Consider the following 22,078-nt stretch of genomic DNA (forward strand, 5'->3'; position numbering starts at 1 on the left):
CTCCGTCCCGGTGACGGGGTGGAGGGAGGGAGGGCGCATGGCCGACGGGGAGCAGGCCCCCGATCCCCGCGAGGCGCGCGACCCCGCCGGGTTCGTCGCACAGCTCCGGGCCCTCAAGGACTGGTCGGGCCTCACCCACCGCGAACTCTCGGCCCGCGCGGAGGCGGTCGGCGACGCCCTGCCCCCCTCCGCGGTCGCGAACATGCTCGCCCGCACCGCGGTGCCGCGCGAGGAACTCCTCGGGACGTTCGTCCGCGCGTGCGGCGCCGGGCCCGAGGCGCTGGAGAGCTGGCTGGCCGTGCGGAAGGAGCTCGCGTTGCGGGGGCCCTACGGCGGTACGGAGGGCCCGGCCGTCTCCTGGCCGGGCGCCGGGCACCACGACGACCCCGGCGCGGCGCCCCACGAGGGGCCCGGCGACGAGGCCGGTGGCGGGGCCTCGTGGTGGCGGCGGATGGTCGTGCCGGTGCTGGCCGGTGCCGCGCTCGTGGTCACCGCCTTCACGGTCGTGGTGTTCGTCCGGGGCGACGACGCCGGCCACCGATTACCGGAAGAGGGGCCCGTCGACATACGTGCCGTGCACTCGGGCCTGTGCCTGAACGAGCGGCGGGGGCAGCGGAGCGGCCAGGTGTACCAGGTGCCGTGCGCCGGGGCGGTCGTGCCGCGCTACTCGCTCGTACCGCTGGACGGCGGGCTGTGGCGGCTCCGCTCGGACCACCCCGACCACGGGCCCGGCTGCTCCGGCATCCCGGTGGAGGCCGTCGAGCAGGACGGGGCGCCCCTGGTGGACCAGGAGTGCGGCAAGCGGGGCCCGCGCGAGGCCTTCCGTATCGAGCCCGTCGACGGCTCCGCCAAGGGCTACCGCGTCCGGTCGGCGCACTCGGGCCTGTGCCTGGAGGTGCGGGACGCCTCGCGCGAGCCGTGGACGGACGTCGTCCAGCGGGCGTGCGACGACGGCGGTGCGGGTCAGCTGTTCAGCTTCGACCGGCGTCCGGGGTAGGGGTCAGATCCGGGCCAGCTCCCAGAAGTGTTCCACGATCCGCGCCAGGTACTGCCGGCCCGCCTCGCCGCCGCTGTCGCCGGTCACGTCGGAGCCCCAGCTGTTGGTGGCCACCATCCGCGACTGGTAGTCGGCGTACAGCTGCTGGAGCACGTCCTCCAGGTGGCGGCGGTCCATCGCCAGCAGTTTCGCCGCCGGTTTGACGTACGCCTGCCAGCGCGTCGTCGCCGCGCTGCGCAGCAGGTCCGCCAGCTCCTCGTCGCGGCCCGTGGCCGAGATCAGCTCACGCGGCCCGAGGGACAGCGCGTCCGCGAGAGCGGCGGTCTGCCGCTCGTTGCCGCGCCAGCGGCCGGACTCCTCCATGCGGAGGTACGTCTTGACGTCGAGGCCCACCCGGCGGGCGAGGTCCTCGGGTGCGATGGCCCGCGCCATGCGGTGCTCGCGCAGGGTCGTGGCGGCGGCCAGCAGCTCGCCGGGTGAGCACCACAGAACACCGGCCAGAGCGGTGAGCTCACGCGCGTCGGGTGCGGCGACGCCGCGTTCCCAGGCGATGACCGTTTCGGGCGGGACGCCGAGGCCGTACTGGGCGCGCAGGCCGTAGGCGACGTGCGCGGGAGCCATGCCCAGCGCCTCACGCAGTCGGCGCGCGGCGAGGGCGTTGAACGGTGGAGACGGGGGAGAGGGGTGCACGCCGCACACCGTAGAAGCGGAGGGTCACTTTTGGCTACCGTGGGTTCACCCAAGGCCAAATGTCGTAGGAACGTCCAGATGCGCCCACTACTTCCCTACCTGTCGGTAATTTACCCCGCCCCGGCGGGGGAGGACACCCAGCGGTACTGCAGCTCCGGGCGGCCGACCTGGCCGTACTGCGGGCTGCGCTCCGCCCGCCCGGAGGTCACCAGGTGCTCCAGGTAGCGGCGGGCGGTGATCCGCGAGATACCGACGGCCGCTCCTGCCTCGGTGGCCGTCAGCCCGGTGTCCGACGCGCGGAGGGTACGGGTGACGGCGGCCAGCGTCGGCGCGCTGAGGCCCTTGGGGAGGGCGGCGGGCTGCGGCGTACGCAGCGCGGCGAGCGCCCGGTCCACCTCCTCCTGGCCGGACGCCTCCCCGGCGGCCGCGCGGAACTCCGCGTACCGGGTGAGGCGGTCGCGCAGGGTCGCGAAGGTGAAGGGCTTCAGTACGTACTGGACGACGCCCAGGGAGACGCCCTCGCGGACGATCGCCAGGTCGCGGGCGGAGGTCACGGCGATGACGTCGGCATGGTGACCGGCGGCACGCAGTGACCGCAGCAGGTGCAGGCCGTGCCCGTCCGGCAGGTACAGGTCCAGGAGGATCAGGTCCACGGCCGTCCGCTCCAGCAGCCGCACGGCCGCGGCGCGCGAGTGGGCCACCCCGACGACGGTGAACCCCGCGACGCGCCCCGCGTACAGGGCGTGCGCGTCCGCCGCGACGGGGTCGTCCTCGACCACCAGCACTCTGATGGACGGACCGGCCGCCCCCGTCATGACGGCACCCCCACACCGCTGTCCGCCCCGTTCACCGGGGCCGGTGTGTCCGCCGCCGGCCCGGCGGGGCCCAGGGGCAGCCGGACCGTGAACTCCGCGCCCGCGTCAGGACCGTGACCCAGCTCGATGGTGCCGCGGGCGCGCTGGGCGGCCTGGCGGACGAGGGCGAGCCCCAGACCCCGCCCGGGGCCGCGGGTGGACCAGCCGCGTTCGAAGACGGCGTCGTGGTCGTGGGGGCCCACGCCCGGGCCGGAGTCGGCGACCCGCAGCAGCAGCTCGCCGGCGCCCTCGTCCGCCCGCGCGGTCACCGTGACGCGTGAGACCCGCGTGCCCTGGGCGGCCTCCAGGGCGTTGTCGATCAGGTTGCCCAGGATCGTCACCAGGTCACGCGCCGGCAGCGTCGGCGGCAGGACACCGTCGTCGATCCGGCTGTCCTCCGTCAGCACCAGCTCCACGCCCCGCTCGTTCGCCTGGGCCGCCTTGCCCAGCAGCAGGGCCGCCAGCACCGGCTCGGCGACCGCGTCGACCACCCGGTCCGTCAGCGCCTGCGCCAGCTCCAGCTCCGCCGTGGCGAACTCCACCGCCTCCTCCACGCGCCCCAGCTCGATCAGCGACACCACGGTGTGCAGCCGGTTCGCCGCCTCGTGCGCCTGGGAGCGCAGCGCCTGCGTGAACCCGCGCTCCGAGTCCAGCTCGCCCGACAGCGCCTGCAACTCCGTGTGGTCCCGCAGCGTCACCATCGTCCCGCGCCGCTCCCCGCCCACCACCGGCCGGGTGGACACCACCAGCACGCGCTCGGCCGTCAGGTGCAGCTCGTCCACCCGCGGCTCGGGGGAGAGCAACGCGCCCGTGAGTGAGACCGGCAGGCCGAGCTCCGCCACCGGCGTCCCCACCACGTCCCGGTCCAGCCCCAGCAACTCCCGCGCCCCGTCGTTGATCAGCGCGATACGCCGCTGCCCGTCCAGCATCAGCAGGCCCTCGCGCACCGCGTGCAACGCGGCCTCGTGGTAGTCGTGCATCCGGCTCAGCTCCGCGGCGTTCATCCCGTGCGTGTGCCGCCGCAGCCGCGCGTTGATCACGTACGTACCGGCGCCGCCGAGCACCAGCGCCGCGCCCGCCATCCCGAGCAGCGCGGTGACCTGGCCCCGCAGCTGCTCACTGATCCGGTCGACGGTGATGCCCGCACTCACCAGGGCGACCACTTCTCCACGGTCGAACACCGGCGCGACCGTCCGCACCGAGCGCCCCAGCGTTCCGCGGTAGGTCTCGGAGAACGTCCGGCCCTGCCGCGCCTCCTCGATGTGTCCCAGGTACTTCTGCCCGATCCGCTCCGGCTCGGGATGCGTCCAGCGCGTCCCGTCCGGCGCCATGATCGTCACAAAGGTCACGCCCGGTTCGCCGACCAGCGAGACGGCGTACGGCTGGAGGGCGGCGGTCGGGTCGGCCGAGCGGGCCGCCGCGACGACGGCGGGGGAGCGGGCGACCGCCGTCGCGGTCGCCGTCGTCTGCCGGCGCGCGGTCTCCTCGGCCTGGCCGCGGTCGTCGGCGTACGCGAAGAGCGCGCACCCCGCCACGATGGCGGCCACCAGTACGACCTGCATCGCGAAGAGCTGGCCGGCGAGGCTGCGGGGGCGGGTGTGCGAGATGCGCATGGGCCAAGTCTGCCTGTCCGAAAACGTGTGAACGAAAGGTACGCAACGGTGACCGCCGTCACCAGGTGAGAGATGGTCTCGGGGATCCACAGGGACAGTGGAGCGACTCACCGAGGAGGACCCCGTGGCCGCACGACGGGACCGTACCCACTATCTGTATCTGGCCGTCATCGCCGCGGTCGTGCTCGGCATCGCCGTGGGCTTCGCCGCCCCGGGCGTGGCCGTCGAGCTGAAGCCGCTGGGCGCCGGCTTCGTGAACCTGATCAAGATGATGATCTCGCCGATCATCTTCTGCACGATCGTGCTGGGCGTCGGCTCGGTCCGCAAGGCCGCGAAGGTCGGCGCGGTCGGCGGACTGGCCCTCGGCTACTTCATGGTCATGTCGACCGTCGCCCTCGCCATCGGCCTGCTCGTCGGCAACCTGCTGGAGCCGGGGGCGAGCCTGCGCCTGACGGACGAGGTCGCCGCAGCGGGCGAGAAGCAGGCGTCGGGGGCGAGCGAGGGCACCGTCGACTTCCTCCTCGGGATCATCCCCAAGACGCTGGTCTCCGCCTTCACCGAGGGCGAGGTCCTCCAGACGCTGCTGGTGGCGCTCCTCGCGGGCTTCGCCCTCCAGGCTTTGGGCAAGTCCGGCGAGCCGGTGCTGCGCGGCATCGGGCACATCCAGCGCCTGGTCTTCCGCATCCTCGCGATGATCATGTGGGCCGCCCCGGTGGGCGCGTTCGGCGCCATCGCCGCCGTGGTCGGCGAGACGGGCCTGGACGCGCTGAAGTCCCTCGCCGTCATCATGATCGGCTTCTACATCACCTGCGCCCTCTTCGTCTTCGTCGTCCTGGGTGCCCTGCTGCGGCTGGTGGCGGGCGTCAACATCCTGACGCTGCTGAAGTACCTGGGCCGGGAGTTCCTGCTGATCCTGTCCACCTCCTCGTCCGAGTCGGCGCTGCCGCGCCTGATCGCGAAGATGGAGCACCTGGGCGTCAGCAAGCCCGTCGTCGGCATCACCGTCCCGACCGGGTACTCCTTCAATCTGGACGGCACCGCCATCTACCTGACGATGGCCTCGCTGTTCGTCGCCGAGGCGATGGGCAACCCGCTCTCGCTCGCCGAGCAGATCTCGCTCCTCGTCTTCATGATCATCGCCTCGAAGGGCGCGGCGGGCGTCACCGGCGCGGGCCTGGCCACGCTGGCCGGCGGCCTCCAGTCGCACCGCCCCGAACTGGTCGACGGCGTCGGCCTGATCGTCGGCATCGACCGCTTCATGAGCGAGGCCCGCGCACTGACGAACTTCGCCGGCAACGCGGTCGCCACCGTCCTGGTCGGTACCTGGACCAAGGAGATCGACAAGGCGCGGGTCGCCGAAGTCCTCGCCGGACGGGTGCCGTTCGACGAGAAGACCCTGGTCGACGACCACGCCCCGGCGTCCGACCCCGAGGACGTGCCCGAGGCGCGTGAGCCCGCGAAGGTCTGACGTACGAAGACCTGACGTACGAACGGAGAACCGGGAACCGGGAACGGGGAGCCGCGCGGGAGCCCTCTCCCGCGCGGTTGCGCGTTCCCCGGCCTTACCCCGGGTAACGGGAGCGTGTCATCGTAGGGGCCCAGTTCTGGCATGTGCATGAAGGGACCCCCATGGCACGTCTTCCCGCACTGCTCGCCCTCACCCTCACCCTGGCCCTCGGCTCGGTCACCGCCTCCGCCGCAGAGGAGCCCCGGACCGCCCTGCGCGACGTCGTCGTCGTGGGCAACAGCGCCGACGGCACGGTCAGCTTCCTCGATTCCCGTACCTACGAGAACCTCGGCTCCCTGGACGTCGTCCCCGACCTCGACGAGATCCTCGCCGGCATGGACCCGATCCGCCGCGCCGCCTACGAGGTCGTCAAACAGCAGGCGGGCGGCGACAAGTTCGTCGACGACGCCCACCTCTCGCCCGACGGCCGCACCCTGTACGTCTCACGCGGCAACCTCGGCGACGCCGCCGCCTACGACATCGGCTCCGGCCGCCAGGTGTGGCGCACCCACCTCGACGGCCTCAAGGCCGACCACGCCGCCCTCTCCCCGGACGGCACCACCTTCGTCGTCTCCGCCATCACGGCCGCCAAGTCCCAGGCCCTGGACACCGCGACCGGCCGCATCACCGGGGAGTTCCCGACCGGCACGTACCCGCACGAGAACATGTACTCGGCGGACGGCAATCGCATCTACAACATGTCCATCGGCATCACCTCCTTCCCCAAGGCCCTCAACGCGCTCAAGGGCACCAAGCAGGTCACCGTCGCCGACGCCAAGACGCTCAAAGTGCTGCGGAAGTACACCTTCGACAAGGGTGTCCGTCCGGCCGTCGTCACGCCGGACGAGAAGACGATGTACGCCCAGCTCTCCTACCTCAACGGCTTCATCGAGTACGACCTGGTCGCCGGGCGCACGGTACGGACGGTCGAGATGCCCTTCAGCGCGGCGGGCGCGGCCCTGAAGCCCGACGACTACCCGCAGAACTCCGCCCACCACGGCATGGCCATGAACGGCGCGGGCGACAAGCTCTGCATGGCCGGCACCATCGACGACTACACGGCGATCGTCTCCCGCCCCGGCCTGACCACCGACGGCTTCGTCCACTACGAGCCCGGCGCCCTGCCCTACTGGTCCCTGACCGCCCCCGGCGGCCACCACTGCTTCGTCACGCTCTCCCACCGCGACGAGGTGTCGGTCGTCGACTACCGCACCGCCAAGGAGGTCGCCCGGGTGAAGGTCGGCGACTTCCCCCAGCGCGAGCGGGCCGGGAAGGTGGCGGAGGCAGCGCTGTCCGGACTGGACCGCTGAGCCTACGGCTCCAGCGACTCCACCAGTTCCTCCGCCCGCCCGGCCGGGACCCCGGCGGAGATCAGCATCGTCACCGCGGCGGACCGCCCGGCCCGGTCCGCCGCCAGCGCGCCCGCGTTGACGGCCTCCATCAGCCCGAACAGCACCTGCTCGTGCACGTAAGCGAGGGCGGCGGCGGGCAGCGGGGCGGCGAACACGCCGTCTTCCAGGCCCCGTTGGAGCACCGCCGTGCACGCCTCGCGCACCGGGGTGAGCCGCTCCCGGATGCCCTCCATCGTGACGCTGCGCTGGGCGAGGGCCACCAGCAGCCGGTAGCGGTCGGCGATCTCCCACACCGCGAGCGTGGCCCTGGCCAAGGCCTCGGCCGGATCGTCCACGCCTTCGCGGCCGCTCGCGTGCGCCCGGGCCACCGACTCGACGGCGCTGTCCACGAGCGCGGCGATCAGCGCCTCGCGGCTGGGGAAGTGCCCGTACACGGTCCGGCGTACGACACCGGCCGCGCGGGCGATCTGGTCCATGGAGGCGTCCGGGTCGCGCAGCAGCTCGGTGAGGGCCACCTGCTCGATGCGGCGCCGGTTGGCATCGGCTCGTCCAGAAGTCACGCCCTCATTTTGCACATACCTGTGCAGTGGCGTAACTTGCACAGCAGTGTGTAATTGCACACGACTGTGCAAGAGAGTGTCGTCGGAAGGGTGGAACGAGCCATGCGCCTCGTCATGAACGAGCCGGTGGAAAGGATGGAGCGGCCGTACGCCAAGCGCTGGTGGGCCCTGCTCGTGCTGTGCCTGAGCCTGCTGATCATCGTGATGGCGAACACCGCCCTCACCGTCGCCGCGCCCGACATGACCCAGGACCTCGGGCTGACCAGCTCCGACCTCCAGTGGGTCATCGACGGCTACACCGTCCCGTACGCGGCGCTGATGCTGCTGCTCGGCGCGATCGGCGACAAGTACAGCCGGCGCGGCGCGCTCGTCCTGGGCCTCGTCGTCTTCGGCGCGGGCTCGGTCGCCGGATCGCTCGTCGACTCCTCCACCGGAGTCATAGCCGCGCGGGCCGTGATGGGCGTCGGCGCGGCGATGATCATGCCCGCCACCCTCTCCCTGCTCGCCGCCACCTTCCCGCGCGCCGAGCGTGCCAAGGCCATCGTCCTGTGGACGGCCACCGCCGGTCTCGCCATCGCCGCCGGACCGCTGGTCGCGGGCGCGCTCCTGGAGAACCACGGCTGGGCGTCCACGTTCCTGATAAACGTCCCGGTCGCCGCGCTCGCGATCGTCGGCGCGTTCGCCCTCGTGCCGCCGTCGAAGGCGGCCCGGCACGGGCGCATCGACTACGTCGGCGGGCTGCTCTCCGTCGTCTGGACCGGCGCGCTCGTCTACATGATCATCCAGGGCCCGCACTTCGGCTGGGACGCCAAGGCCGTCGGGGCGGCGGTCGTCGCGGGCGCCGGACTGGTCGCCTTCGTCGCCTGGGAGCTGCGCCACCCCCGCCCCGTCCTGGACGTCCGCCGCTTCCTGAACCGCGGCTTCGCCGGCTCCAACCTGGCCGTCGCGCTCTTCTTCCTCGCGGTGTTCGGCGCCTTCTACTACCTCACCCAGCACCTGCAGTTCGTGCTCGGGTACGACCCGTTCGACACGGGTGTACGGATGCTGCCGCTGGCCGGCGCGGTGTTCGCCGGCTCGGCGCTGACCGGGTTCCTCACCCCGCGCCTGGGCATGCGGACCACGGTCACGGCCGGCATGGCCCTCGGTACGCTCGCCCTCGCCCTGCTGACCCGGGTCGACGCGGCGTCCGCGTACGGGGACTTCGTCGCCCCTCTCGTCATCCTCGGTGTCGCCATCGGCCTCGCGCTGTCCCCGTGCACCGACGCCATCATGGGCGCGTTCCCCGAGTCGGAACTGGGCGTCGGCGGCGCCGTCAACGACACCTCCCTGGAGCTGGGCGGCTCGCTCGGCATCGCGCTGCTCGGCTCGGTGCTGGCCTCCTCGTACTCCTCGCACCTCGCCGACGCCACCGAGGGCAGCGGCCTGCCGGCCGAGGCCCTCGCCACCGCGCAGGACTCGGTGGGCGCCGGGTACGCCGTCGCGCACGGCATCGGCGAGCAGGCCGCCCACGCCGCACCCGCGCAGGCCGCCCAGCTCGCCGAGGGCGCCCGCCGGATGACCGACGCGGTGGGCTCGGCCTTCTCCGACGCGGTCGCCCACACCAGCCTCGTCGGCGCGGCGATCCTGGCCGTCGGCACCGTCCTGGTGGCCGTCCTGCTGCCGGGGCGGAAGGCCCGTACGGACGAGGCCCAGACCGAGGCCCGCGAGCCCGAACTCGTCTGATCCCCCGCACGGCCAGGGTCTTTCGTTTGGATCAGGCGCCACGAGCCCAGCAAGATCCGAACGAGAGGCCCTGGGTCCGTGACGTGCTGCCGGGGGGCCGCACGTCACGGACCGAGCACGTCCAGCTCCCGCTCGTCCAGCACCAGTTCCGCCGCCGCGGCCGAGTCACGGGCCGTTTCCGGGCGGCTCGCGCCCGGGATGGGCACGACCACCGGGGAGCGGGCCAGCGCCCACGCGAGGGCCACCCGCTGCGGACTGACCCCGCGCTCCCGGGCCACCTGGTGGAACGCCCCGAAGCGGGGGTCCGCCTCCTGGGCGGACGTGCCGTCCAGCGAGCTGCGCGAGATCCCGCCGAGGGGGCTCCACGGCAGGAACGCCAACCCCAGCTCGGCGCAGAGCCGCAACTCGGGCTCGCTGTCCCGGACGGCGGGGGAGTACCGGTTCTGCACGGAGACCAGCCGGTCGCCCAGGACCTCACGGGCGAGGCGGATCTGCGCCACGTCCACGTTCGAGACGCCGGCCAGCCGGACGGTGCCCGCGTCCAGCAGCTCGCGGAGCGCGCCCAGCGACTCGGCGTACGGCACGGCCGGGTCCGGCTTGTGCAGCTGGTACAGCCCGATCGCCTCGACCCCCAGCCGCTTCGCCGACGCCTTGGCGGCACGCCGCAGGCGGGCGGGGTCGCCGTCGACGGTCCAGCCACCGTCGGGGGTGCGGCCCCGGCCGCCCTTGGTGGCGACGAGCACCCGGTCGCGGGCGCCGCCGTACGCCGCGAGGGCGCGGGCCACCAGGACCTCACCGTCACCGGGCGCGCCGCCGACGGGCGCGTGGTACGAGTCGGCCGTGTCGATCAGCGTGACGCCCGCGTCCAGCGCGGCGTGGACGGTCGCCAGGGCGCGGGCCTCGTCGGGGCGGCCCTCGATGGACAGGGGCATGGCACCGAGCCCGACGGCGCCGACCTCGACGTCCCCGACGTACCTCACGCCCGCCCTCCGAGCGTCTCGTCGACGGCCCGTTCCAGCCAGTCGGAACTGTGCCGGAAGGTGTAACCGAGGGCCGTGGCGCGCGTGTTGTCCATGGCGTACGAGCGCCGGAAGGAGAAGGGAGACACCTCGCCCACCTCCACCTCCTGGAACACGGCCCGGCGGCCGAGCCGCGCCTCGATGGGCGCGCAGATGCCGGCGGTCGTGAGCGGGCCGTGCGACGCGGCGTTCACGGGCCCGGTGAATTCCCGCTCGGCCGCCCACGCCAGGAAGTCGGCGATCTCCTCGACGTACACATAGGTCGCGGGGTGGTTCACGGCGGGTACGGCGATGGGCCGCCCCTCCCGTATCCGGTCCGCGTAATGCGCGAGGCGTCCGGTGAAGTCGTCGGCGCCGCCCAGCACATGGGCGACGCGCACGGCCGTGAACGCGAGGGACGGGTCCCCGGCGAAGACGGCTTCGGCCTGCCGCTTGCCCTCCCCGTAGGGCAGGTCCGCGGCCGGATCCACGGCCACCGTGCGCGGGTCGACGGCTTCCTCCCGCACGGGGGAGGCGGAGTCCTCGTACTCGTACACCTCGACCGTCGACGTCATCACATAGCGCCGGGTGCGGGGCCCGAGAACGCGCCGGGCGATGCCGGCCTGGCGCGGGGTGTAGCAGACCTGGTCGACGACGACGTCGAAAGTGCGGGAACCCAGCGCCTTTTCCAGGGCCCTTTCGTCGTCGCGGTCGGCGATGAGGTGAAAGGCTCCGGCGGGCGGCGCGGACGATCCGCGATTGACGACGGTGACACGGTGTCCCGCATTCAACAGCCGCTCTATGAGGCGCTTTCCGAAATACCGGCTCCCGCCGATCACGCAGATATCAGGCATGGGCACCAGTGTTACGGTGACGGGCCGCAGCCTGAAGGGGGAACCATGGGAGATCCGGCCGCCGCACCCAAAGAACAACGGCATCCGCGTCCCGCCGCCAGGGAAACGACGGCAGTCTCCTTCGACCAGCTGGACCGGCAGATTCTGGAGCTCCTCCAGACCGACGGCCGGATCAAGCTGAGCGAGCTCGGCCGCCGCGTCCGCCTCAGCCCGGCGGCCGTCGCCGAACGCGTCCGCCGCCTGGAGGCGTGCGGTGCCGTCACCGGGTACGGCGCGCAGGTGTCGGCGGTCCGGCTCGGCTACGGCATCCAGGCGTTCATCCGGGTCAATCCGCACGGCGGCTACACCTTCAAGCACCCCCGGACCCTGGAGCTGCTGGCCCGTCCCGAGATCCTGGAGGCCCACCACGTGGTGGGCGAGGACTGCTGGATCCTCAAGGTGGCGGTGACGGACACGGTCCACCTGGAGGACGTCCTGGAGCAGACGTCGGCGCTGGGCCGTACGACGACGTCGGTCGTGCTGTCGTCCCCGGTGCCCCGCAAACCGCTGTTGCCCTGACGCCGACGTCAACCTCTACCGTCGACGCATGCGAATCGGCGAGCTGGCCAGGCGCGCGGGTACGACCACCAGGACCCTGCGCTACTACGAGTCCCGGGGGCTGCTGCGCGCCCGGCGTGCGGAGAACGGCTACCGCACCTACGACGAGGACGACCTGCGGCTGCTCCAGCAGATCCGGACCCTCCAGGACTTCGGGTTCGAGCTGGAGGAGACCCGCCCGTTCGTCGACTGCCTGCGCGCCGGTCACCCGGCCGGGGACGCCTGCCCCGCCTCGCTCGACGTCTACCGGCGCAAGCTCGACGAGCTGGACGGCCTGATCGGCCAGCTCCGCTCGGTACGCGCCGAGGTCGCCGCCCGGCTCGCGCTGGCGACCGAGGTTCCCGAACCACGCTGCGAATTCGAGAGGACGACCGAATGACCCACGCCCCCGGGGTGCCCGAGGTGACGGACGCCGACTTCGACACGGAGGTCCTGTCCGCCGACCGCCCCGTCCTGGTCGAGTTCACGGCCGACTGGTGCGGCCCCTGCCGCCAACTGGCCCCGGTGCTGAGCGCGGTCGCCGCCGAGGAGGCGGACTGCCTGAAGGTGGTCCAGATCGACGTCGACCGGAACCCGGGGGTCACGGCCCGGTACGCCGTGCTGTCAATGCCGACCCTGATGGTCTTCCGCGCGGGCGAACCCGTGAAGTCGATGGTCGGCGCCCGCCCCAAGCGCCGCCTGCTCCAGGAACTGGAGGACGTACTGGCCTGAACACAGCTACGCCCCGGTCGCATTGACGGCCGGGGCGCTTCTTCGCGTATATTTGATAATTCGTGTGCAGGCATGGAAACGCGCACACGGAAGTTCAATAAACGCACCGTATCGCGTCAGGAGTTGGATTGTCAACCGAGGAATATCGGAAAGAGCAGCAATTCATCCATGAGCTCTACGCGCGACTCGACCACCTGCGCACCGAGGCCGAAACCGCCGTACAGGCCGCCCTCAAGGACGTGGGCACCGGGTTCCAGGCGCGGCTGGAGCGTGATGTGCTGGTCGCCGAGCAGTCCGGGCTGCTGGCCGCGTTCGACGCGGGGGAGAACGGGCTCTGCTTCGGCCGGCTCGAATTCCGGGACGGCCGTGACCACCACATCGGGCGCATCGGCATCCGCGAGGACGACGAGGAACGCACCCCGCTCGTCATCGACTGGCGCGCCGACGTAGCCCGGCCGTTCTACCTCGCCACCGGGTACGAGCCCATGGGGCTGCGCCGCCGACGCCACATCACCACCGAGGGCCGCGCCGTCACCGCCCTGCACGACGAGATCCTGGACCTCACCGACACCACCCGCACCGGGCACGAGGGCCGCGACGCCGACGAGGTCCTCCTCGCCGCGCTCGACGCCGCCCGCACCGGGCGCATGAGCGACATCGTGCAGACCATCCAGGCCGAGCAGGACCGCATCATCCGCGCCCCGCACCAGGGCGTCCTCGTCGTCGAGGGCGGCCCCGGCACCGGCAAGACCGCCGTGGCCCTGCACCGCGCCGCGTACCTGCTCTACGCGCACCGCGAGCAGCTGGCCCGCCGCGCCGTCCTGATCGTCGGACCCAACCCCGGCTTCCTCGGCTACATCGGCGAGGTGCTGCCCGCGCTCGGCGAGACGGGCGTGCTGCTGGCCACCATGGGCGAGCTGTTCCCCGGCGTCCGCGCCACCGGCACCGACACCCCCGAGGCCGCCGAGATCAAGGGCCGCGCGAGCATGGCCGACACCCTCGCCCAGGTCCTCCGCGACCGGCAGACCGTGCCGCCCACCGACGCGCCCCTCGAAATCGACCACGACGACTACGGCAGCCTCATGCTGGACCGGAACATGGCCGAGGACGCACGCTGGGACGCCCGCTCCACCGGCCTGCCGCACAACCTCGCCCGCCCCCGCTTCGCGTTCCGGATCATCGACGCCCTCACCGACCAGCTCGCCGAACGGCTCGGCGCCGACCCCTTCGGCGGACCCAACCTCCTCGACCCCGCCGACATCACCCAGATGCGCAAGGAGATCGCCGCCAGCCCCCACGTCCACGCCGCGATCGAGGAGTTGTGGCCCACCCTCACCCCGCAACAGCTCGTCGCCGGCTTCCTCGCCGAGCCGGACGGCCACCTGCCCGACGGGGAGGCGGAGTTCGTCCGCAGGACCGAAGGCCCCTGGACCGAGGCCGACGTACCGCTCCTCGACGAGGCCGCCGAACTGCTCGGCGAGGACGACACCGCCGCCCGCGCCGCCGCCGAACGCGAGCGCAGCGCCCGCATCGCCTACGCGCAGGGCGTGCTGGACGTCAGCTACGCCTCCCGGACGTACGAGTTCGAGGACGAGGAGTCGGAGGTGCTCGGCGCCCACGACATCATCGACGCCGAGCGGTTCGCCGAACGCCACGAGGAGGCCGACCACCGCAGCGCCGCCGAACGTGCCGCCGCCGACCGCACCTGGGCGTTCGGCCACGTCATCGTCGACGAGGCACAGGAGCTGTCCGCGATGGCGTGGCGGCTGCTCATGCGGCGCATCCCCACCCGCTCGATGACACTCGTCGGCGACCCGGCCCAGACCGGCGACGCGGCAGGTTGCGGCTCCTGGCAGGACATTCTCGGCCCGTACGTCGGTGACCGCTTCGAGCATGTACGCCTCGGCGTCAACTACCGCACGCCCGCCGAGATCATGGAGGTCGCGGCAGCGGTACGCCGCGCCGAGGACCCGGACTTCACCCCGCCCCGCTCGGTGCGCTCCACGGGCGTGGCGCCCTGGGAGAGGACCACGGACGACCTGGCCGGCGCGGTCGCCGACGCCGTACGCCGCGAGCGGCCCGCCGAGGGACGGCTCGCGGTCATCGCGCCGGCCGCGCACCACACGGCGCTGGCCGCCGCGCTGCCCGACGCCGCACACGGTCCGAACCCCGACCTCACCCGGCCGGTCGTCCTGCTGGAGCCGCGCCAGGCGAAGGGCCTGGAGTTCGACACGGTGATCGTCGCCGACCCGGACGCCATCCGGTCCGGGGGACCCCACGGCGTCAACGACCTGTACGTGGCGCTGACCCGCGCCACCCAGCGGCTGGGGGTCGTCCGCGTCAGCGGCTGAGGTGGAGGCGCGCCGGCTCCTCGGGGGTGGGCGCGGTGATCAGCCGCGCAGGACCGTCAGGCCGCCGATCGCGAGGGCGACCAGTGCGCACGTGACCAGGGTGTACACGGTCACGCGGCCGCCGCCCAGGGGCCGCTCGTCCGCCGGGGCGCCGGGCGGCAGGGTGCGTGGCTCGCACCAGAGGTACGTCAGGAACCCGGCGCCGGTGAGGAGACACGAGAGGTACCAGTACCCGGGGTTCGCGCGGGGCCGGGCCCGGAACGCGATGGCGGCCAGGACGGCGAGGCCGCACGCCAGGACGGACCAGCGCAGCCAGTCCTGGGGGATGAAGCGCCAGTAGAGGACGGGGACGAGCGCGGAAAGCCCGCCCAGTTCGGCCAGCGGGTCGTCCTCGGCGAAGACGACGGTCTTCCCCCGGGCGCGCGCCTCACCCCGCACGATGTCCTCGAAGATCCGGACACCGCCGGGGCGGAGCGGCAGTTCGGTGAAGCGGTGGGTGATCTCCTTGTCGCCGAGCAAGCCGGTCGACCAGCTCGCCCGGACCTCCAGGAGACCGCTCTGCCGGACGTGCACGACGGGAGATCCGTCCCGTCCGGCGTCCCGCACCAGGTCGGACACTCCGACCTGGGCGGGCAGCAGGTGCGACATCCCGCTGAGCATCCCGGTGAGCAGGACCATCAGGACCACCACGCGCACGGGACGGTCCGGTACGTGCCGGAGAGTGCGGCTCAGCAGGGATGTCGCGGCCACGATGTCAGTTCTCCTTCACTGGCGGACGGTCATTGTCCAGTAGTAGGTCTGGTGCACGCTGGCCATCTGCTTGCCCTGGCCCCGCTCCATGCCGATTCCCGTCCAGTCGGGCAGGTGGAACAAGGACTTGGTGCCCGTGTTGTTGAAGGCGGCGAAGGCGACGGTGAACTCCCGTTTCTTCTTGTTGATGTTCACCACCTGGTAGACCTGGTTGAAGCTGCCCATGAAGGCGTCCGGCGTACCGTGACCGCCCTGACCGTCCGTCTTCATCCCCCAGATGTCCTTGAGGATGTTCGTCTTGGGGTCACGATACGAGGCGTCGCCACCGACCTCGGCGAGCGGCATGTCCCAGTACGCGTCGATGGCCTGGCTCAGCCACTTCATGACCTGCTGGTTGTGCGGGCCGGTCGCGAGCTGCTGGGTGATTTTGGCCCCGGCGCCGAAGGACAGGGAACCGCCCTTCCCGTCCAGCCACCTCTGCAGCACGTCCTGCCAGACCACGTTCGACGTCTGGCCCTGCAGGTCGGCACACCCGGCTGCGACACCGGAGCTGACCTCGGCGCCGTTGACGCACGGTTTCGTGTTCCCGCCCAGCACGAACACGTAGTTGCGCAGCTCGACCGCCAGCCTCTTGTTGAGTCCCTTCTGGTCCCAGACCAGGGCGTTGAGGGCGTTCTTGCATGCCTGGTCGCAGCCCGGGGCGGGCGCCGTCGCCGGTCCGCGCGGGGCGTTGGGGATGCCGCCGCTCGTGTGCCGCCCGGTCGGCCGGCCGCCCACTTCCAGCGGTGGCCGGTCACCGCAGCGGCAGGCCCTGTCGAGGCCCGTGGGGTCGCTGTAGTTGACCGGATCGTTCGCCGAGTAGCTGTAGGAGCTCAGCTTCTGCGGCTGGTAGGGCGACTGCAGCGGGTCCGTGGAGAGGAACCGTCCCAGCTGGGGGTCGTAGACGCGGGCGCCCGTCAGGGAGAACCCGGTCGAATCGTCCTCCGCCATGCCGACGTACCCGCGATCGCTCGCCGAGGACAGGCCGGTGGACCCTCGCTGCGCCCCGAAAGGCGTGTACCGGCGCCGGGTGACCACGCCCGCCGTGGTGATCGCCAGCTGGGTGGATGCCTGGCCGTCGCCCAGCAGCCAGGTCAGCACCCCGGTGGCACTGCCGTCGGCCGTGCGCATCGCGAGGTTCGCGTCCTCGGCCGCGTAGTACCGGGTGGCCTTGGCGGCCGTGGTGCCCGCCTTGCGCAACTCGTGGCCGTCGAGGTACAGGACGTGCTCCCGGACCGAGGTGCGCAGGAGGACATTGCCGTCGGCATCGCGGACGTACCGGGTGGTCTCGTCACCGCCGGTCTTCTTCTGGGTGATCGAGGCCAACTGGCGCTCGGGGGTCCACGTGAGCGTGGAGGCGATCCCGGCGGCGGTACGGCTCGTGAGCTGACCCGCGGCGTCGTAGCCGTAGGTGTCCTTGCCCGAGGGCGAGGTCACCGAGGCCACAGCGTGCGGGCGGGGCTGGTCGGGGGTGTAGGCGGACTCGTCGGCGCTGTAGCCGGCGTAGGCGTAGTCCTTCGTCGTCGACCCGCTCGAGGTGGTGTCCACGACCGACTGGATGTTGCCCAGCCGGTCATAGGCGTACTTCGTCTGGTAGGGGGCCGGGCCCGTGAAGTCGGACTGTGGCGTGCTGCCGCAGCTCGTCGCCGCGGTGGTCCAGGCGTCCGTGAGCCGGTTCAGATCGTCGTAGCGGTAGCACTCCTGCTGGTTGTCGACCGATGCGCGCAGCGATGTCACCGAGCCGCCGTTGTCGCGGGTGTAGGTGTCGTCCTGCACCTTGGTGCCGGTGCCGTTCTTCAGCGTGCTGGTGACGACGTTCTTCAGCCAGCCGGTGCCGTTGGCATCGTCGTACCCGAAGGTCCGGGTGACGGACGTGCCGGTACCCGCGGTCCCGAGGGTGCGGGAGGTGAGCCGGCCGTAGTCGTCGTAGTCGGTGCCGGACAGGTACGTGGCCAGCCCGCTGGAAACCTTGGAGAGCCTGCCCTGCGCCGTGTAGCCGGTGGTGACGGTCTCCTGCGGCAGTCCCCCGATGGCCGGGTAGTTCACCGAGGTGACGTGGTCGGCGGTGTCGTAGCCGTATCCGAAGGTGTACGAGCCCGCGAGGCCCGCGCCGTCATCGGGCACGGTGACCGTCTTCGAGGTCGGGCGTCCGTTGGCGTCGTAGGCGTCCACCTTGCTGGTGTACGGCCGGCCGCCGGTGTACGTGGTGGCCGTGGCCGGCAGGCCCTTGCCACCGGTGACGGTGTCGTAGGTCCTGTTGGTCAGGACGGTGGTGCCCAGCTTGGTCCTGGTGGCCCGCATCAGGCTGTCGTACTCGTACGTCAGCACGGTGTCGTTGGCGTCCGTGGTGGTCGCCACCTGACCGTTGGCGTCATACGTCGACGAACTCGCACCCGCGTCGGGGTCATCGGTGGTGACCCGGTCGCCCGCCCAGTTGTAGGTGTAGTGGGTGGTGTTGCCGCGAGAGTCGTGGATGTACTTCAGCTTGCCGCTGCGCGTGTACTCGTACGACGTGGTGTACGACTCGGCGCCGATGTGCTCGATCACCTTCGCGGTCCGTCCGAAGACGTCCGTGTACGTGTCCACGGGCCCGCCGCTCGGCGGGAAGACCGTGGTCAGATCGGCGCCGCCGTAGCGGGTGACCGTCTTGTTGACCGGCTGCGTCACACCGTTGACCTGGATCTGGGTCAGGGTGGTGCGTCCCGCCCAGTCGACCACGGCGTCCGTGTACGAGGGAAGGTCGGTCAGGGCCGGATTGACCTGACCCGATCCGGCCGCTCCGGCGCTGTGGAAGGGGGCCGAGGTGCCGGCCACGTTGCCCGAGGAGTCGTACCGCGTCGTGGTCACGATGCGTCCCGTGCCGGACGGGGCAGGCTCCTGCTTCTCCCGTTCCCGGCCCAGGCCGTCGCTGTACACGACGCTCTTCGCGTACGTGGAACCGGACTGCAGTGCCTCGGACGTGGTCCTGAGGCCCGCGCCGGTGGCGACGTCGGGGACGCCCGTCGCGGAGGCGGCGACCGGCACGGAGTAGGCGAACCGGAGTGACGGGTTCCCGTCGGGGTAGTTCGCCGACTCGCTCGGCTTGAAGACCTTGGAGAGCCGGCCGACGGCGTCGTACTCCACTCGTGTGGTGTTGCCGTTGGCGTCCACGGTCTTCCACGGCCGCCCGAAGAAGCGGGAGGTGTGGACCGTGTTCTTCATGGCTGTGCCGGGGCCGGTGCCGTCCGGGTCGGGTGTCGTGGTGGTGATGCCGTCGGTGGGCCAGGACGTCGCGGGGCTGTAGGTCGTGGTGGTGGCGTTGTTCTTCCCGTCCCACGCCTTGATCCGGCGCCCGGCGTCGTCGTAGTCGCTCTTCGCGGACCGGTACGTGGAGGCGTCGGTGTAGACGCGCAGCTCGGTGGCGTTGCCGTCGTTGAGCTTGGTGTCGTTCTCCGTGAACGAGGTCGCGTGGTCGAAGAAGGTGACGGTCCGCCTGTCCTGGTGCAGCGTGTCGTTGCCGGCGGCCTGGTCGGCGGCCTGGGCGGTGCAGGACACGGAGTAGTGGCGCTCGTCGTCCTGGTAGACCATCCAGCGCTTGGTGCCGGTCGCGTCGAGGGTGTCGGTGTTGTAGGCGCGGCCGTACTCGGTGCAGGTGTTGTCGGAGACGGCGGTCACGCCCCAGTCGTCGATGCGCATCGGCAGGCCGAAGGAGGTCGAGGCCGTCTCGGTGTCGTCGTACTCGTTCTCGACGACGTGCTCTCGCCAGGTCACCGGGTCATCACTGGACGTCGACAGCTTCTCCAGGGTCCGGGTCTTGTTCTCACGGACGAACCGCGCGTCCGGAAGGCCGGTGTACTGCGCCGTGTTGTGCGTCCAGTACTCGTGCCACTGCCGTGACTGCGCCTTGTCCTCGTGGTCGCGGCTCGACGTCTCCAGCGTCCTGCCCGCCAGCCAGGGGGAGTCCGTCCACTCCTTGCCCTCCGAGTCGGTCACCTTCACCGCCCGTGTCTGCGACGGGTCCGTCTTGGCGGTCCGGTCACCGTCGAGGCCCCGGTACAGCCAGTGGTACGTGGAGTGCTTGTTGGCGTTGGCTCCGGTGGTCACCAGCACCTTGCCGTAGCCGCGCCACTCGGACCAGGATTCGTCCTCGTCCTTGGTGATCGGGTCCGCGGTGAACCGCCACCCGGGGGCTCCGTCGTACTCGTAGGTCGTGGTCATCGCCGGATCGCCCTCGGCCAGGTCGCCCGGATCGACGACCATCTTCTTCACCACGAACTTCTTGAACCAGCCGGTCCGCTCGGTTTCCGTGCCCTCGGGGGTCCACTTCTGCCAGAAGCACTCGTACGCGTTGGCCGACTGGGCCGGCGGATCGTTCTCGTCGCACTGGCGGCTGATCGCCCCGCCGTCGTCCGTGGCGTGCCCGTACGTGGCGGATATGGTCGCTCCGGTGTCGGTGAACACCTTGCTCACCCGGCGGAAGTTCAGCTCACCCGCGCCCACCTTGTTGTCCTGCCACTCGCCGTTGAAGTTGATCGTCGGCAGGGTGATGTCGGCACCCGAGTAACCGCGCCGTTGGATGTAGTCCAGCCACAGCTGGTCACCGACCGCTCCGGAGGGGTCCATCAGCGCGTACTTCATCTGGTACTGCCGCACGGTGTCCCAGGCCGCAGCGTTGTCGTCCCGGACCCTGACGACGATGTCCCACAGCATGGCGCGCTGGAAGAACGTGGGGAAGTACGTCTTGCCCGCGCAGCTCTCCCCGTCCTCAGGGCCGTCGCAGATCAGGTCGACGGGCACGTCCGGGTACGACTCCGGCTTGGCGTCGATGGTCGGGCAGTCCGGCGTGACGTTGTCCAGGGGGTCCTTCTCGGCCATCCGCTCGACACACCGGTTCACATGCTGGAAGTCCACCTGTCCCGGCAGCTGGGCACCCGGGATCTGGGAGGACCAGCCGTAGTCGATCCGCTCCAGGTAGGAGGCGGAGTCGTAGGAGCGCGCCTTGTCCGCAGCCGCCACCGAACGGTAGAAGTTCGTCTCCTTCGTGTAGAAGTAGGTGTTCTCCACCTCGTTGGGCGTCACCACGCGGTCGAGATTCCACCGGTACGCCTGCTTGCAGGGGTTCGGGTACGACGGCTTGCACGGTTCGCCCGCGTCGTCGCCGATCACGGGCACGGTGAGGACGGAATTCGTCTTCTCGTAGGTGTTCTGGGAATTGAGCCGCTCGGAGCGGCCCCAGCCGAAGTAGTAGCGGGTGCCGTCCTGGTGCGTGATGACCCAGAACTCGTCCGTGTTGTCGCTGCCGTAGCCGCCGTTGAGCTTCTGCACGCGCCAGCCCGGGTCGTCCAGCAGGTGGAATGACCCCGTGCCGTTGCCGTCCTGGACCAATGCCGAGGTGGTGCCGCCCAGATTGATCACATAATTGGCACCGTTGGGGTCCTGGCTCGAGTTGGGCGAGTCCCAGCACAGGTCGCCGAACGTCGGATGCCCGTCCTGGGCGCAGTTCTTGTAGCGCCGCTCGATGTAGCCGACATTGAGGTCCCAGCCCATGCCGACCCAGGAAGCCTGGTTGTTCGACGCGGAGGTCCGGCCGTCTATCGCCTGCGAGTTGTAGTTGAGGGAGATCTCCGGCGCCTTGCCCATCGGGGGCTCGGGGACTTCGATCGGCACCGAGTAGGTGAACGCGCCCGATCCGAGCGACACGTCCCACTTGCCGGTCGGCGACAGGGTGCTCGCGCGGTAGTCACCCTTGTCGGACGACGAGCCGGACGTCAGCGCGTACACGGCCGGCTCCGAGACGGCCGCCATGCCGGAGATCTGCCGCGTCTGCGGAGCCGCTTCGACCATCGCCGTCAGGGTCTGCCCCGAGGTGTCGTTGTCGGCGGCGACGAACCGGGATCGCTGGCACGCCTTGACTCCGGGAGTGGTGGCCGCACACGACGGGAGCTGGATCAGGCGCAGCCGGGAGGCGAAGTCGCCCCCATACGCGTGGGCGAAGCCCGAGTAGTCGATCGACACCTCGACCGGCCCCGCCGTGCTGCCGCCGTCCTTGCGGGACACCCGCAGGGCGAGGCCCAGACCACCGGCCGCCTCGGCCTTCTTGTGGTCCAGGACCTCCACATCGACCTTGGACGGGTCCGTCGCTCCGGCCGACGACCTCGCTCCCGCCGCTGCCCGCGGCTTCGCCGGCCGCACGGAGACGACGGATGTCCCGGCCGTGCGGGGCGCCGTCCGAAGGTCGACCGTGGCCTTCCCGGCCTTGGGCCAGGAGACGCCCGGAGCCTTCTCCAAGGTCGGCTCGGTGGCCTGCGGAACCGACGCGTCCAGCGCCCGGGCCCGGACACGGGGTTCGTCGCCCTCGGGCGCCGTCACCGCCGTCGCCGACGGTACGACCACCAAGGCGGACATCAGCCCCGCCACCATTGCCTTGCCGACCAACGCGGCCATGCCGCGCGAGCGCAATCGCCTCACAGAGTTTCGCCGACTTCCTCAAGCGCCGACGCACGG

At 71.4% G+C, this 22,078-nt stretch carries 16 protein-coding genes; 8 read left to right on the plus strand and 8 right to left on the minus strand.

Annotated elements, in window-relative coordinates; translation table 11 throughout:
• The first annotated feature begins 37 nt into the window (after positions 1-37).
• A complete protein-coding gene (locus tag ABT360_RS02970) occupies positions 38-997 on the plus strand; it encodes a helix-turn-helix domain-containing protein (RefSeq protein ID WP_351809711.1) in 960 nt (319 codons plus the stop codon).
• Between the two features lie 3 nt (positions 998-1,000).
• On the opposite strand, the gene ABT360_RS02975 is transcribed toward ABT360_RS02970, so the two are convergent.
• The 3 genes from ABT360_RS02975 to ABT360_RS02985 all read right to left on the minus strand — a co-directional run bounded on the left by ABT360_RS02975 (position 1,001) and on the right by ABT360_RS02985 (position 4,154).
• The gene (locus ABT360_RS02975; RefSeq protein WP_444852167.1) at positions 1,001-1,687 is read right to left on the minus strand and encodes a helix-turn-helix domain-containing protein; all 687 of its coding nucleotides are present in this window, start codon (positions 1,685-1,687) and stop codon (positions 1,001-1,003) included.
• A 110-nt stretch (positions 1,688-1,797) separates the two neighbouring features.
• Positions 1,798-2,502, minus strand: a complete 705-nt coding sequence (locus ABT360_RS02980; protein ID WP_351809714.1) for a response regulator — start codon at positions 2,500-2,502, stop codon at positions 1,798-1,800.
• The gene (locus ABT360_RS02985; RefSeq protein ID WP_351809717.1) at positions 2,499-4,154 is read right to left on the minus strand and encodes a sensor histidine kinase; all 1,656 of its coding nucleotides are present in this window, start codon (positions 4,152-4,154) and stop codon (positions 2,499-2,501) included. The genes ABT360_RS02980 and ABT360_RS02985 overlap by 4 nt, the downstream gene beginning before the upstream one ends.
• A gap of 124 nt (positions 4,155-4,278) precedes the next feature.
• Here ABT360_RS02985 and ABT360_RS02990 point away from each other — a divergent pair, with 124 nt between their 5' ends.
• Together ABT360_RS02990 and ABT360_RS02995 are read left to right on the plus strand one after the other, a co-directional pair.
• Positions 4,279-5,622 carry a cation:dicarboxylate symporter family transporter gene (locus tag ABT360_RS02990; RefSeq protein WP_351809720.1) on the plus strand — a complete coding sequence of 448 codons (1,344 nt, stop codon included), beginning with the start codon at positions 4,279-4,281 and terminating at the stop codon, positions 5,620-5,622.
• Positions 5,623-5,783: 161 nt separating this feature from the next.
• Positions 5,784-6,971, plus strand: coding sequence for a YncE family protein (locus ABT360_RS02995; RefSeq protein WP_351809723.1), 1,188 nt, complete (start codon positions 5,784-5,786; stop codon positions 6,969-6,971).
• A gap of 2 nt (positions 6,972-6,973) precedes the next feature.
• Here ABT360_RS02995 and ABT360_RS03000 read toward each other — a convergent pair whose 3' ends face one another.
• Positions 6,974-7,573 carry a TetR/AcrR family transcriptional regulator gene (locus tag ABT360_RS03000; protein ID WP_351809726.1) on the minus strand — a complete coding sequence of 200 codons (600 nt, stop codon included), beginning with the start codon at positions 7,571-7,573 and terminating at the stop codon, positions 6,974-6,976.
• A 102-nt stretch (positions 7,574-7,675) separates the two neighbouring features.
• On the opposite strand from ABT360_RS03000, the gene ABT360_RS03005 reads away from it, so the two are divergent.
• Complete coding sequence (locus ABT360_RS03005) at positions 7,676-9,295, plus strand: MFS transporter (protein ID WP_351809729.1); 1,620 nt, start codon at positions 7,676-7,678, stop codon at positions 9,293-9,295.
• A gap of 104 nt (positions 9,296-9,399) precedes the next feature.
• On the opposite strand, the gene ABT360_RS03010 is transcribed toward ABT360_RS03005, so the two are convergent.
• Together ABT360_RS03010 and ABT360_RS03015 are read right to left on the minus strand one after the other, a co-directional pair.
• A complete protein-coding gene (locus tag ABT360_RS03010; protein ID WP_351809732.1) occupies positions 9,400-10,275 on the minus strand; it encodes an aldo/keto reductase in 876 nt (291 codons plus the stop codon).
• Positions 10,272-11,147: an NAD-dependent epimerase/dehydratase family protein gene (locus ABT360_RS03015; protein WP_351809735.1), complete on the minus strand. Its 876-nt coding sequence runs from the start codon at positions 11,145-11,147 to the stop codon at positions 10,272-10,274. The genes ABT360_RS03010 and ABT360_RS03015 overlap by 4 nt, the downstream gene beginning before the upstream one ends.
• A 45-nt stretch (positions 11,148-11,192) precedes the next feature.
• On the opposite strand from ABT360_RS03015, the gene ABT360_RS03020 reads away from it, so the two are divergent.
• The 4 genes from ABT360_RS03020 to ABT360_RS03035 all read left to right on the plus strand — a co-directional run bounded on the left by ABT360_RS03020 (position 11,193) and on the right by ABT360_RS03035 (position 14,806).
• Positions 11,193-11,705: an Lrp/AsnC family transcriptional regulator gene (locus tag ABT360_RS03020; RefSeq protein WP_351809738.1), complete on the plus strand. Its 513-nt coding sequence runs from the start codon at positions 11,193-11,195 to the stop codon at positions 11,703-11,705.
• 28 nt (positions 11,706-11,733) lie between these two features.
• Positions 11,734-12,123 (plus strand): MerR family transcriptional regulator, encoded by a 390-nt coding sequence (locus ABT360_RS03025; RefSeq protein ID WP_351809741.1) that lies wholly within the window; start codon positions 11,734-11,736, stop codon positions 12,121-12,123.
• Complete coding sequence (trxA, locus tag ABT360_RS03030) at positions 12,120-12,455, plus strand: thioredoxin (protein ID WP_351809744.1); 336 nt, start codon at positions 12,120-12,122, stop codon at positions 12,453-12,455. Before ABT360_RS03025 ends, trxA begins: the two co-directional genes overlap by 4 nt.
• 128 nt (positions 12,456-12,583) lie before the next feature.
• Positions 12,584-14,806: a HelD family protein gene (locus ABT360_RS03035; RefSeq protein WP_351809747.1), complete on the plus strand. Its 2,223-nt coding sequence runs from the start codon at positions 12,584-12,586 to the stop codon at positions 14,804-14,806.
• Positions 14,807-14,845: 39 nt separating this feature from the next.
• On the opposite strand, the gene ABT360_RS03040 is transcribed toward ABT360_RS03035, so the two are convergent.
• A complete protein-coding gene (locus tag ABT360_RS03040) occupies positions 14,846-15,556 on the minus strand; it encodes a hypothetical protein (protein ID WP_351809750.1) in 711 nt (236 codons plus the stop codon).
• A gap of 15 nt (positions 15,557-15,571) precedes the next feature.
• Positions 15,572-22,018: an RHS repeat-associated core domain-containing protein gene (locus tag ABT360_RS03045; protein ID WP_351809752.1), complete on the minus strand. Its 6,447-nt coding sequence runs from the start codon at positions 22,016-22,018 to the stop codon at positions 15,572-15,574.
• Positions 22,019-22,078: the final 60 nt, after the last annotated feature.

Origin of the sequence: Streptomyces sp. NPDC000229, from assembly GCF_040300825.1 — a bacterium.
Classification (GTDB): Bacteria; Actinomycetota; Actinomycetes; order Streptomycetales; family Streptomycetaceae; genus Streptomyces.